The sequence below is a fragment of the Microbacterium sp. genome, from assembly GCF_047606385.1.
In the GTDB taxonomy this organism is placed as follows: domain Bacteria; phylum Actinomycetota; class Actinomycetes; order Actinomycetales; family Microbacteriaceae; genus Microbacterium.
Map to the genome: position 1 here is coordinate 1 of NZ_JASGEL010000084.1, position 12702 is coordinate 12702.

12 protein-coding genes are annotated in these 12702 nt (G+C 73.4%); 7 read left to right on the forward strand and 5 right to left on the reverse strand.

What is annotated here, in order from left to right:
- Positions 1 to 246: 246 nt before the first annotated feature.
- Positions 247 to 1488: an MFS transporter gene (locus QM626_RS07710; RefSeq protein ID WP_415075676.1), complete on the reverse strand. Its 1242-nt coding sequence runs from the start codon at positions 1486 to 1488 to the stop codon at positions 247 to 249.
- 95 nt (positions 1489 to 1583) lie between these two features.
- Here QM626_RS07710 and QM626_RS07715 point away from each other — a divergent pair, with 95 nt between their 5' ends.
- The gene (locus tag QM626_RS07715; protein WP_415075678.1) at positions 1584 to 2258 is read left to right on the forward strand and encodes a GntR family transcriptional regulator; all 675 of its coding nucleotides are present in this window, start codon (positions 1584 to 1586) and stop codon (positions 2256 to 2258) included.
- 127 nt (positions 2259 to 2385) lie between these two features.
- Here QM626_RS07715 and QM626_RS07720 read toward each other — a convergent pair whose 3' ends face one another.
- Genes QM626_RS07720 through QM626_RS07730 form a run of 3 tightly spaced genes read right to left on the reverse strand, consistent with a single transcriptional unit; the run spans position 2386 to position 5371 of the window.
- Positions 2386 to 2826 (reverse strand): GbsR/MarR family transcriptional regulator, encoded by a 441-nt coding sequence (locus QM626_RS07720; protein ID WP_415075680.1) that lies wholly within the window; start codon positions 2824 to 2826, stop codon positions 2386 to 2388.
- Positions 2823 to 4442 (reverse strand): ABC transporter permease, encoded by a 1620-nt coding sequence (locus QM626_RS07725; RefSeq protein WP_415075682.1) that lies wholly within the window; start codon positions 4440 to 4442, stop codon positions 2823 to 2825. Before QM626_RS07725 ends, QM626_RS07720 begins: the two co-directional genes overlap by 4 nt.
- A complete protein-coding gene (locus QM626_RS07730) occupies positions 4439 to 5371 on the reverse strand; it encodes an ATP-binding cassette domain-containing protein (RefSeq protein WP_415075684.1) in 933 nt (310 codons plus the stop codon). The genes QM626_RS07725 and QM626_RS07730 overlap by 4 nt, the downstream gene beginning before the upstream one ends.
- A gap of 202 nt (positions 5372 to 5573) precedes the next feature.
- On the opposite strand from QM626_RS07730, the gene QM626_RS07735 reads away from it, so the two are divergent.
- The 3 genes from QM626_RS07735 (at position 5574) to QM626_RS07745 (ending at position 9269) form a co-directional block, all read left to right on the forward strand.
- Positions 5574 to 7094, forward strand: coding sequence for an MmgE/PrpD family protein (locus tag QM626_RS07735; protein ID WP_415075686.1), 1521 nt, complete (start codon positions 5574 to 5576; stop codon positions 7092 to 7094).
- Between the two features lie 124 nt (positions 7095 to 7218).
- Positions 7219 to 8127: a methylisocitrate lyase gene (gene prpB / locus QM626_RS07740; RefSeq protein WP_415075688.1), complete on the forward strand. Its 909-nt coding sequence runs from the start codon at positions 7219 to 7221 to the stop codon at positions 8125 to 8127.
- Positions 8124 to 9269: a bifunctional 2-methylcitrate synthase/citrate synthase gene (locus tag QM626_RS07745; protein WP_415075690.1), complete on the forward strand. Its 1146-nt coding sequence runs from the start codon at positions 8124 to 8126 to the stop codon at positions 9267 to 9269. The genes prpB and QM626_RS07745 overlap by 4 nt, the downstream gene beginning before the upstream one ends.
- 16 nt (positions 9270 to 9285) lie before the next feature.
- On the opposite strand, the gene QM626_RS07750 is transcribed toward QM626_RS07745, so the two are convergent.
- On the reverse strand, positions 9286 to 9564 hold the full coding sequence (locus tag QM626_RS07750) for a hypothetical protein (RefSeq protein ID WP_415075692.1): 279 nt from the start codon (positions 9562 to 9564) through the stop codon (positions 9286 to 9288).
- A 132-nt stretch (positions 9565 to 9696) separates the two neighbouring features.
- On the opposite strand from QM626_RS07750, the gene QM626_RS07755 reads away from it, so the two are divergent.
- The 3 genes from QM626_RS07755 to QM626_RS07765 all read left to right on the forward strand — a co-directional run bounded on the left by QM626_RS07755 (position 9697) and on the right by QM626_RS07765 (position 12544).
- Complete coding sequence (locus tag QM626_RS07755) at positions 9697 to 10869, forward strand: thiolase family protein (protein ID WP_415075694.1); 1173 nt, start codon at positions 9697 to 9699, stop codon at positions 10867 to 10869.
- Positions 10870 to 10943: 74 nt separating this feature from the next.
- Complete coding sequence (locus QM626_RS07760) at positions 10944 to 11720, forward strand: enoyl-CoA hydratase-related protein (RefSeq protein WP_415075696.1); 777 nt, start codon at positions 10944 to 10946, stop codon at positions 11718 to 11720.
- 47 nt (positions 11721 to 11767) lie between these two features.
- Positions 11768 to 12544 carry an electron transfer flavoprotein subunit beta/FixA family protein gene (locus QM626_RS07765; protein ID WP_415075698.1) on the forward strand — a complete coding sequence of 259 codons (777 nt, stop codon included), beginning with the start codon at positions 11768 to 11770 and terminating at the stop codon, positions 12542 to 12544.
- Positions 12545 to 12702 lie beyond the last annotated feature (158 nt).

A 12702-nucleotide genomic window follows, 5' to 3' on the forward strand; every position in this document is an offset into this window, starting at 1 on the left:
CCCGGGATCGCGCCGAGCCGGAACGGCCCCGGCGGCCCCGCCTCCGCGGGTGCCGGTCCGGGTGTGCGCGCCGGCCGGCCGGCCTCCGCCGCACCCGGCGCGGGTCGGCGACGCCTTCTCATCCGGCTCATCCGGCATCCCTCGCCCGGCCATGTCCCACTTCGGCGCGGTATGGCGACCTCATACCGCGCCGAAGTGGGACATCGACCGCGCCGAAGTGGGACATGGTGGCGCACCGGTGCGGGCTCATGCCGCCACAGTAGCCGCCTCGGCGGCCTCGCCCGTGTCCCGGCGATCCCTCGGGACGAGCGGCACCGCCGCCGCCGGGGCGAGCGCGACGGCGGCGAAGGCGAGCGGATATCCCACGAGGGTGATGAGCGCGCCGACCGCGGGCCCGACGATCGAGGCGGCGAGGAACTGCCCGGTGTTCTGCATCCCGAGCGCGCGTCCCGACCAGAACGGTCCGGCGATCTCGGCCACCGCGGTGTAGGCCAGGCCGTTGTCCGCGACCGTGATGCCCGTCGCCGCGACGAGCACGGCCGCCGCCACCCAGAGCGGCGCGAAGGACGAGGCCGCCAGCACGACCATGACGCCGGCCGCGCACCACGCGACCATCCGCAGCGGCCGCAGCCGGCTGCCGACGCGGTCCGACAGGGCGCCGATGGCCACGCGGCCGAGCGCGCCGACGAACTGCGCGACGGCGACCACGACGCCCGCGACGGTCAGATCCATCCCGCCGGATGCCGTGAGCCACACCAGACCGAAGATCGACACCGTGAACTGCGGCACCACCAGCAGCGCCGAGGCGAGATGGATGCGCACGAGCGTCGCGGGCCCGCGGTAGGGGTTCGCCGCCGCCGGGTGTCCGGCCCGTCGCGGCGGACGCGGCGGATCGCGCACGACGAGGGCGGCGAGCACCGCCGACACGGCGGTCAGTACGAGCGGCAGCGCCATGGCGGCGCCCACCCCGGACGCGGCGGCCAGCGCCGGGATGCCGATGGCCGCGACGGCGACCCCGAGCGGCTGGCACATCTGCCGGATGCCCATGGCGAGACCCCGTCGCTGCGGCGGGAACCAGCCGACGACGACCCGGCCGCTGGCCACGTTGCTGCTGCCGGATGCCGCGCCGCCCAGCAGCAGCCAGGCGCCCAGGGCCGGGTAGCCCGACGCGGTGACGGCGCCGATCGCCGCGGCCGCCGTCAGCGCCATCCCGCCGGCGATGACCCAGCGCTCGCCGATCCGGTCCGTCAGCGCACCCCAGAGCACCAGGGTCAGCACCAGGCCGAGCGTCGGCGCCGAGGCGAGCAGTCCCGCCTGCGCGAGCGACACCCCGCGTTCGGAGTGCAGCAGCGGGATGAGGAACGCGGGCGCCGACTGGAACACCGTGCCCGAGGCCTGCGCGACCACCGTCACGACGAGCATGGACCACGGCCGGAGCGCACCGACCTGCGGCGGTGGGTCGAGGTGTGCGGTTCGCCTGATCGCCATCGGAATCTTCTCCTCGTCGGGCGGTGGCTCCGACCGTGGTTACTGGTATACCGTAGTGGTATACCACCTGAGCGGCAAACCGGACGGAGGACAGGATGCCGGAGCCATCGCAGACCGAGCTCGTCTACGACCGGGTGCGTCACGGCATCCTGGAGCTGGAGATCCTGCCGGGCCAGCGCCTGAGCGAGCGCGGGCTGGAGGCCGAGCACGGGGCCTCGCGGACGCCGGTGCGCGCCGCGCTGTTCCGGCTCGAGGCGGAGGGGCTCGTCGTGCGGGACGCCCGGGCGTGGCAGGCGGCGCCCATCGACTTGGACGAGGTCGCCGCACTCAGCGAGCACCGCGCCGCGCTGGAGAGCACGGCCGCGCGGCTGGCCTGCGCCCGGGCGGACGACGCCGACCTCGCCGCGTTCGCGGCATCCGTCCCGCCTGAGCAGGACACCGGCGACCAGGGCGAGGGGCTGCGCCGCGGCAACGACTTCCACCTCGGGCTCGCGCGTCTGGGCGGCAATCCGTTCGTCGAGGCCGCGATCGCCGACGCGATCACCCGGATGGCCCGGGCGCGCTGGCTCGAGCTGCGCAGCGCCGCGGGGCGCGCGGACGCGTGGCACGAGCACGCGGCGATCGTCGCGGCGATCTCCCGGCGGGACGCCGACGGCGCGGCGGCCGCGATCGAGGCCCATGCCGCGGCGAACCTCGACCGGCTGCTCACGAGCCTGCGCGCCGACCGCCGCACCCTCGGCGCGCGCGGGCTGCGGATCGTCGGCACCTGACAGGTCGCTTCCTGCCCTCCCTCCCCGCGAGACCGCATCCAGCCGCCGAGACCGTGGGGCGGAACCACGGTCTCGGCGCGCGGCTGCGGTCTCGCGGAAAACGCGGCCGCGAGCGCGGAGGGGAGCGTCAGCGCTCGCGCCACTCGGCGACGAGCTCGGGCATGCGGATCGCCAGGAAGCGCAGGAAGCCGGCCATGTCGCGGGCGCGGGCGACGGATGCCGGGGCGCCCTCGTTCTCGTCGGCGATCTCGTCGATGAAGTCGCCCAGCCTCGCGTAGGTCGGGCTGTTCGCCGTCATCAGGGCGCCGAACCCGTCGGCCATGAGGTCGTAGCGGGCGACGCGCTCGCCCGCCCGCGACAGCCGGCGGACGAACCCGGCCGTCTGCAGGTAGCGCACCGCGCCGGACACCGCCGCCGGCGAGACGCCCAGGCGCGTCCCGATGTCCGCGGCCGTGAGCCCGCCGTCGGGCGCGCCGACCAGCGCCATCATGACCCGCGCCGGCATGCGCGGCATCCCCGCGTCGGCCAGCATGGCCGCGGCGTGGTCGGCCGCGTCCTGCGCGCTCACTGCGCGCCCGCCAGCTCTCGCCGCCGCATCAACGTGATCGCGGCGCCCGCGCCCGCCGCGATCACGAGGAGCAGCCACCACAGCCCCCGCACGTCGACCTCGCCGCCGCTGACGGTCGGCGTCACCGCGAACGGGGAGATGTCGGTGGACCATCCCGGCAGGCCCAGCAACGGTCCGAACATGCCCAGCATGGTGCCCGCGAGCACGAGGGCCCATGCGACGCCGATCGTCTGACGCGGGGCGAGCACGAACACGAGCGCCGTGACGGCCGTGAACACGGATGCTGCCGCCAGCTGCCCGAGACCGGCGACGGTCACGACCCGGTAGAGCGAGGCGTCGCCGTCGTTCGTGGCGATGCCGGCATAGGCCGCGAGCATCGCCACGGCCACGACGACCAGCACCGCGCACGTCGCCACGACGAGGTAGCCGGTCAGCCAGCGCACGCGGCCGACGGCCGACGCGAGCAGTGCCTCGGCCGTGCCGTGCGCCTCCTCCTGCCGAGCACGCACCACGGTCTGCACTGCGCAGCAGGCCGCGAGGATGCCGAGCATCGTGAAGAAGACGCCGACGGTCGCCTCCTCGAGCGATCCGCTGCTGGCGATCTTCTCCAGGATCTGCGCCACGGCGGGATTGCTGCCGGCGACCTGGTCGACGATGCTGCCCAGGGTCGTCGCCAGCAGGCCGGTGAGCGCCGCGCCGACCGCCCAGCCGACGATCGATCCGGCGGCGAGCCGCCAGACCAGTGCGTGCGCGGTGCGCAGGCCCGGTCGCGCCGCCGCCGGGCCGCGTCGCTCGGGCAGGAATCCGGCGCCCAGGTCTCGGGCCGACTGCAGCAGGGCGGCGGTGAGCGCCAACGCCAGCCCGACGCCGAGGGCGAGCAGGGCGGGCCACCACAGGTCGGCGTCGTACGGCCGGGTCTGCTCGGCCCAGCCGAACGGGGAGATCCACGTGGGCCATGCGCTGGTGAGATGCGTGAGGTCGTCGCCCGCGACGCCGGCGGCGTTCCCGAACCCGCGCACGACGAAGGCGGCGACCAGCACCCAGACGCTCAGCGAGCTCGCCCCCCGTGAGGTGCGCATGAGCTGCGCCGCGACCAGGGCGATGCCGAGGAACGCGACGCCGGTCGCCCCCGCTGCCGCGCCCATGAGGAGGGATCCGCCGGCGTCGAGCCCGGTGGCCGCGAGCGCCAGGCCGGTCAGCGCCCCGAGCACGAGGTTCGCCAGCACCCCGTGCACGATCGTCGCGATCGTGGGCGCGACGCGGGCGGCAGGGGTCGCCGAGACGAGCTCGGCCCGGCCCGCCTCCTCGTCGCCGCGCGTGTGACGCACCGCGAGGAACACGCTCATGAGAGCGGCGAGCATCGCGAGCCAGGGCAGCACCTCGAACGCGACGAACGCGCCCTCCGCCGGCCCCGACGGCAGGCCGCGGAACATCAGGATGACCGGGTTGGCCAGCGCCGCGGCGAGGACGTTCTGGCGGTCCTCGAACGTGCCGTAGGACTGCGAGACGCCGGCATACCCGGCATAGGCGAGAAGCGCGGTGCCGAGGATCCACAGCAGCAGCTGCAGCCGGTCGCGCCGAAGACGCTGCCGCAGCAGCGGTCCGAGGCCGTTCATGCGCCGGCCCCCTCCGCGGCCGGGCCGGCGAGGTCGTCGCCGTAGTGGCGGAGGAACAGCTCCTCCAGCGACGGCGGCGCGATGCGCAGCCCCTGCACGCCGAGCTCGGCCAGCGCGGGCAGCACGGCGGCGACGCGGTCGCTGTCGACGGTGAGCTGCGCGCGACCGTCGTGGATGCCGGCGTCGTGCGCGCCCGGCAGGCCCGCCAGGCGCTCCACCGTCACATCGTCCGCGACGAACGACACCTCGGTGCGGGTCAGATGCCGCAGCTCGGCGAGCGTCCCCGACTCCACCACCTTCCCGGCCCGGATGATGCTCACACGGTCGCACAGCTGCTCCACCTCGGAGAGGATGTGGCTCGACAGCAGCACCGTGGCGCCGGCATCCCGTACGCGTGCGAGCTCGCGCTGGAAGACGACCTCCATGAGCGGGTCGAGCCCGCTCGTGGGCTCGTCGAGGATGTACAGCTCGGCAGGCACCGCGAACGCCGCGATGAGCGCGACCTTCTGGCGGTTGCCCTTCGAATAGGCGCGGCCCTTCGTCCGCGGGTCGAACTGGAACGCCTCGACGAGTCGAGCCCGCTCCAGGCGGTACGCCTCGTCCCGCCCGCCGCCGCGGAGCCGGGCGAGCAGATCGACGGCCTCGCCGCCGGACAGGTTCGGCCACACGCTCACGTCGCCCGGCACGTAGGCGATCCGGCGGTGCAGCGACACCGCGTCCCGCCAGGGATCGGAGCCGAGGACGGTCGCGGCGCCGCCGGTCGCGCGGGCGAGGCCGAGCAGGATGCGGATGGTGGTGGACTTCCCGGCGCCGTTCGGGCCGAGGAAGCCGTGGATCTGCCCGACCCCGACCTCCAGGTCGAGGCCGTCGAGGGCGCGGGTGCGTCCGTAGCGCTTGACGAGTCCGCTCGTCACGATCACGGTGCTCACGCTCCGCGAACATACGCTTGTTTCACGAATTTGTGAAGGACGTGAAATTCGTGCGTCCGAGGCACGGCGGACGCGCGGTGCGGAATCGGAGATGCCGCAGCGTGTCTCCTGCTCGTCGGCGGACGGGTGTGCGCGGCCGCGCGCGGCCACCCGCGGACGGGGAGCATCATGGAGGGGAACGTCCGCCCGAGCGAGGAGCAGCATGACCATCACCCACCATCTCCGCGTGCACCGCAGCGAGGAGAACCTGGCGCGCGAAGGCCAGCTCGCGTGGCACATCGCCCAGGTCGCGGCCGACCCGGTGCCCGTGCCGGCGGAGGCGGTCGACATGGTCGTAGGCCGCGTGATCGACAACGCGGCGGTGGCGGCGGCATCCCTCACCCGGCGCCCGGTGAGCGCGGCCCGCCAGCAGGCGCTCGACCACCCGGTGTCGATCGGCGGGCGCGGCTCGACGGTGTTCGGCTGCCCGGTCGAACGGCGCACGAGCCCCGAGTGGGCGGCCTGGGCCAACGGGGTCGCCGTGCGCGAGCTCGACTACCACGACACGTTCCTGGCGGCCGAGTACTCGCATCCCGGCGACAACATCCCCCCGATCGTCGCCGTCGCCCAGCACGTCGGCGCCGACGGCGCAGCGCTCGTGCGCGGGATCGCGACCGGGTACGAGATCCAGATCGACCTGTCGAAGGCCATCAGCCTGCACGCCCACAAGATCGACCACGTCGCCCACCTGGGGCCGTCGGCGGCGGCCGGCATCGGCACGCTGCTGGGGCTTCCCGTCGAGACCATCTCCCAGGCCGTCGCCCAGGCGCTGCACACCACGACCGCGACCCGGCAGTCCCGCAAGGGGGAGATCTCCACCTGGAAGGCGTACGCGCCGGCGTTCGCGGGGAAGATGGCGGTCGAGGCCGTCGACCGGGCCATGCGCGGCGAGACCTCGCCCAGCCCCATCTACGAGGGGGAGGACGGCGTCATCGCCTGGCTGCTGGGCGGCCCCGACGCCGTCTACGAGGTGCCGCTGCCCGCGGCCGGCGAGCCCAAGCGCGCGATCCTCGACTCCTACACGAAGGAGCACTCGGCCGAATACCAGGCGCAGGCGTGGATCGACCTCGCCCGCAGGCTGCACGACGAGGGGGCGTTCGATCCCGCCGACGTCGAGTCGATCGTGCTGCACACCTCGCATCACACCCACCACGTGATCGGCTCCGGGGCGAACGACCCGCAGAAGTACGACCCCACCGCGTCCCGCGAGACCCTCGACCACTCGATCCCGTACATCTTCGCGGTCGCGCTGCAGGACGGCGCGTGGCACCACGTGGACTCGTACACGCCCGGGCGCGCCGGCCGCGCGGACACCGTCGCGCTGTGGCGCAGGATCAGCACGGCGGAGGACGCCGAGTGGACCCGTCGCTATCACTCCCTCGACCCGGCGGAGCAGGCGTTCGGCGGCCGCGCCGAGATCCGCCTGGCCGACGGCACCGTGCTCACCGAGGAGATCGCCGTCGCCGACGCCCATCCGCTGGGGGCCAGGCCGTTCGCGCGGGCGGACTACATCCGCAAGTTCCGGCTGCTCGCCGAGCCCGTGCTCACCCCGGAGGAGATCGAGCGGTTCCTCGCGCTGGTGCAGCGCCTGCCCGAGCTCGACGCGGCCGAGGTGCGGCAGCTGACGATCGTCGCCGCGCCCGGTGTGCTGGCGTCGGCGCCCGCCCCGAAGGGTCTGTTCTGATGCGCGCTCTCGCCGTCATCCGCACCGCCATCCCCGTTGACTTGCCCTATATGCACGTCCGAGACGGTGTGTCGCGTGCATGTAGGGCAAGTCAACGGGGCGGGACGGGGTGGGAGGGACGCTGATGCTCTACGCGACCACGCCGGCGGGCGAGAAGCGCCGGATCCTGCGTGAGCGGCTCGCGTCCGGCGAGCTGCTGCGCTTCCCCGGGGCGTTCAACCCGCTGTCGGCGCGCCTGATCGAGCGGAAGGGCTTCGACGGGGTCTATGTCTCCGGTGCGGTCATCGCCGCCGACCTGGGCCTGCCCGACATCGGGCTGACCACGCTCTCCGAGGTCGCCGGTCGCGGGCAGCAGATCGCCCGGATGACCGAGCTACCCGCGATCATCGACGCCGACACCGGGTTCGGCGAGCCGATGAACGTCGCCCGCACGATCCAGACCCTCGAGGACGCCGGGCTGGCCGGCGCCCACATCGAGGACCAGGTCAACCCGAAGCGCTGCGGCCATCTCGACGGCAAGTCGGTGGTGGATGCCGACACCGCCCGGAGGCGCATCCGGGCCGCGGTCGACGCCCGCCGGGACGCGAACTTCCTGATCATGGCGCGCACCGACATCCGGGCCGTCGAGGGTCTCTCCGCCGCGATCGACCGCGCCCGCGCCCTCGTCGACGCCGGCGCCGACGCGATCTTCCCCGAGGCGATGCGCACCCTCGACGAGTTCGCGGCCGTGCGGGCCGCCGTCGACGTGCCGATCCTGGCCAACATGACCGAGTTCGGCAAGAGCGAGCTGTTCAGCGTCGACCAGTTGCGCGACGTCGGCGTGAACGTCGTCATCTGGCCCGTCTCGCTGCTGCGGATGGCGATGGGCGCCGCGGGCCGCGCCCTGGACACCCTGCGCGACGAGGGGCACCTCACCGGGCTGCTGCCCGAGATGCAGCACCGCGCCGACCTCTACGACCTCGTCGACTACGAGCAGTACACCCGCTTCGACACGAGCATCTACGACTTCACCGTCACGAAGGAGCGACCATGACCGACGTCGACATCCACAAGGGGCTGGCGGGCGTCACGGTCGACCGCACCGCGATCAGCAAGGTCAACCCCGACACCAACTCGCTGCTCTACCGCGGCTACCCGGTGCAGGAGCTCGCGGCGACGCAGTCGTTCGAGGCGGTCGCGTACCTGCTGTGGCACGGCGAGCTGCCCGCCCCGCAGGAGCTGAGCGAGCTCGAGACGTTCGAGCGCACGCACCGCGACCTCGACGAGAACGTGCGGGCGGCGATCGACCTGCTGCCGTTGACGGCGCACCCGATGGATGTGGTGCGCACCGCCGTGTCGGTGCTCGGCGCCTCCGACCCGGATGCCGCCGACGACTCGCCGGCATCCGACCTGGCCAAGGCGAAGCTGCTGTTCGCGAAGATCCCGGCGATGGTCGCCTACGACCAGCGGCGCCGTCGCGGCCAGGAGCTCGTGCCGCCGCGCGGTGATCTCGACTATGCGCGCAACTTCCTGTGGATGACCTTCGGCGAGGAGCCGGCAGACGTCGTCGCCGACGCCTTCACGGTCTCGCTCATCCTCTACGCCGAGCACTCCTTCAACGCCTCGACGTTCACGGCGCGCGTGATCACCAGCACGACCGCCGACCTGTACTCGGCCGTCGTCGGCGCGATCGGCGCGCTCAAGGGCGCCCTGCACGGCGGGGCGAACGAGGCCGTCATGCACATCTTCGACGAGATCGGGTCGGCCGCGAACGTCGCGCAGTGGCTGGATGCCGCTCTCGCGGCGGGGCGCAAGGTCATGGGCTTCGGGCATCGCGTCTACAAGCACGGCGACTCCCGCGTGCCGACGATGAAGGCGGCGCTCGACACGCTCGTCGAGCACTACGACGCTCCCGAGCTCGCGGCGCTCTACGACGCGCTCGAGCACGAGTTCGTCGCCCGCAAGGGCATCTACCCGAACCTCGACTACCCGTCCGGCCCGGCGTACCACCTGATCGGGTTCGACACCCCCACCTTCACCCCGCTGTTCGTCGCTTCGCGGGTGACCGGGTGGACCGCGCACATCATCGAGCAGACGGCGTCCAACGCCCTGATCCGCCCGCTGTCGGCCTACGACGGCGTCGACGAGCGGCACGTCGACGGCTATGTCGCGCAGATCCCGGACACGGCCGGATAGCCGCCGCGCGCGCGGCTCAGTCGGAGGACGGCTCGTCCCAGGCGCGCCGCATGAGGAACGTGACGTCGCGGTCGAGGTGGTCCATCCGCTGATCGACGGCGTCGAAGCGCGCGTTCACGGCGTCGAAGCGCGCGTTCACGGCGTCGAACCGTGCGTTCATCTCTTCCCGCAGCCCGCCCACGGCCACGGTCGTCGTCCGGGTGATGAGCGTGGTCATGAGGGTCATGCCGCCGAGCATGACCGCCGCGAACACCCCGATGAGGGTCCACACCTGCGGCTCGCTCACGATCGTCATCCCTCCATTGTGGACACCGGAAGGGGATCCCGGAAGACCAGGATGCCCGTGGCGCAGACGTGCCGGGGCCGGATCCCGCACCTGGGGACAGTCGGCTGACGGGAGGCGCCTGGGGAGAGCAGGATGAGACCCATGACCCGCACCGCCGTCATCGTCGACGCGATCCGCACGCCGTCGGGCCGGGGCAAGCCCGGCGGCGCGCTGAGCGGCGTGCACCCGGTCGACCTCGCCGCCGAGGTGCTCACCGCGCTGCTGGCGCGCAACTCGCTCGAATCCGCCCAGATCGATGACGTGCTGCTGGGCTGCGTCAGCCAGGTCGGGGAGCAGAGCAGCAACATCGCGCGGCAGGCGGTGCTCGCCGCCGGGTTCGACACGGCCGTGCCCGCCGCGACGATCGACCGGCAGTGCGGATCGAGCCAGCAGGCCGCCCACATCGCCGCGCAGGCCGTGTCGGCCGGGGCGTACGACGTCGTGATCGCCGGCGGCGTCGAGTCGATGAGCCGCGTGCCGCTGGGCACCTCGACGGATGCCGGCGGCTCCCCCGTCTCGCCGCGGCTGCGCGAGCGCTTCCCCGACGGGCTCGTGGGCCAGGGGGTGTCGGCGGAGCTCATCGCCGCGCGCTGGAACCTGTCGCGCGAGGCCCTCGACACATATGCCGCGCAGTCGCACCGGCGTGCCGCGGATGCTGCGGCATCCGGCTTCTTCGACTCGCAGCTGTTGCCGGTCGCCGGCCTCGACCGCGACGAGACCGTGCGCGCCGGCACGACCGCCGAGGCGCTCGCCGCGCTGCCGCCGGCGTTTCGCACCGCGGAGCTGGCCGCGCGGTTCCCCGAGCTGGACTGGCGGATCACCGCCGGCAGCTCCTCACCGCTGACCGACGGCGCCTCCGCCGTGCTGATCATGAGCGAGGAGCGCGCGAGGCTGCTCGGACTGACCCCGCGCGCCCGCTTCCACTCCTTCGCGGTGGTGGGCGACGACCCGCTGCTCATGCTCACCGCGCCGATCCCGGCGACACGCCGCATCCTGGACCGCGCCGGGCTGTCGATCGACGACCTCGACGCCTACGAGGTCAACGAGGCGTTCGCGTCGGTGCCGCTGGCCTGGGCGGCCGAGCTGCACGCCGACCCGGAGCGGCTCAATCCGCGCGGCGGCGCCATCGCGCTGGGGCACGCCCTCGGCTCGAGTGGCACCCGGCTGCTGGGCACGCTGCTCGCCCATCTCGAGGCCACCGGCGGCCGGTACGGGCTGCAGACGATGTGCGAGGGCGGCGGCATGGCCAACGCGACGATCATCGAGCGGCTCTGACCGCCCGGATTCGGGTCCGTCCGGCGGTGCCGCGTCGGCGACCGCCGGACACGCCGACGTGGAACGATGACGATATGAGCGACTACGAGACGATCCTCGTGACCACCCGCGGACGCGTCGGCTGGATCACCCTGAACCGGCCGGAGGCGCTGAACGCGCTGAGCTCGACGCTGGCCCGCGAGCTGGGCGAGGCCGCCGCCGCGTTCGACGCCGACGAGAACATCGGCGCGATCGTGCTCACCGGCAGCGAGCGGGCGTTCGCGGCCGGTGCCGACATCAAGGAGATGGCCGACAAGGGCTACCGCGACATGGCGCTGGGCAGCCCCTTCGCCGGGATCGAGGGACTTTCCCGCGTGCGCACGCCCCTGATCGCCGCGGTCGCCGGCTTCGCCCTCGGCGGGGGCTGCGAGCTGGCGATGATCTGCGACGTGATCCTCGCCGCCGACACCGCGCGTTTCGGGCAGCCCGAGATCACGCTGGGCGTCATCCCGGGCCTCGGCGGCACGCAGCGGCTCACCCGGGCGATCGGCGCCTACAAGGCCGCTGAGCTGGTCCTCACCGGGCGCATGATGGATGCCGCCGAGGCCGAGCGCGCCGGGCTCGTGTCACGCGTGATCCCCGCCGCCGAGCTGCTGGACGAGGCGGCGCGGGTCGCCGAGTCGATCGCGGCGAAGTCGCTGCCGGTCGCCTACGCCGCGAAGGAGGCGCTGCGGGCGGCGCAGGAGACCGTCCTGTCCGCCGGCCTCCGGTTCGAGCAGCAGACCTTCGCCTCGCTCTTCGCGCTCGAGGATCAGAAGGAGGGCATGGCGGCATTCCGTGAGAAGCGGCAGGCCGAGTTCCGTCACCGCTGAGCGCGCTCCAGTCCCCTGAATAGACTCGCTCTGCGGAAGGAGTGCGCATGAGGATCGTCGTGCTGGTCAAAGAGGTGCCCGACACCTACGGCGACCGCAAGCTGTCGCTGGAGACGGGTCTGGCCGACCGTGCCGCGTCGGACGCCGTGCTCGACGAGATCGGCGAGCGGTCGCTCGAGGTCGCGCTCGCCTACGCCGACGCGCATCCCGGCACCGAGGTCGTGGCGCTGTCGATGTCGCCCGCCTCGGCCCAGTCGACGGTGCGCAAGGCGCTCGCGATGGGAGCGGCGTCCGCCGTGCAGGTCGTGGACGAGCAGCTGCGCGGCGCCGACCTCGGCCTCACCGCCGAGGTGCTGGCCGCCGCCGTGCGGCGCATCGGCTTCGACCTCGTGATCTGCGGCAACCAGTCGACCGACGGCTCGGGCGGTGTGCTGCCGGCGATGCTGGCCGAGCGCCTGCGCGTGCCGCAGGCGACGGCCCTGAGCTCCGTGACCATCTCGGACGTGACGGTGTCGGGGACACGGGCGACGGACGCCGGCGTGGCGCAGGTCGAGGCGCCGCTGCCGGCGGTGATCTCGATCACCGAGGCGCTGCCCGACGCGCGGTTCCCGAACTTCAAGGGCATCATGGCGGCCAAGAAGAAGCCGTTCGAGACCGTGTCGCTCGCGGAGATCGGTGTGGACGCCGAGCGCGCCGACGCGCCGAGGTCGATCATGACCGCCGTCGCGGCCAAGCCGCCGCGGGCGGCGGGCGTGACCATCGTCGACGAGGGCGACGGCGGCGAGCGGCTCGCCGCGTTCCTCATCGAGAACCAGTTGGCGTGAGGAGGGTGCGATGAGCTTTGCGGCGGATGCGATCCTCGTCCTGCTGGAGGTCACCCCCGACGGCGAGCTGGCGAAGTCCTCGGCCGGCCTGGTGGGCGCGGCCGCGCTCGTCGGCGCGCCGGTCGCGCTGGTCGTGGCGGGCGAGGCGCGGCACGAGG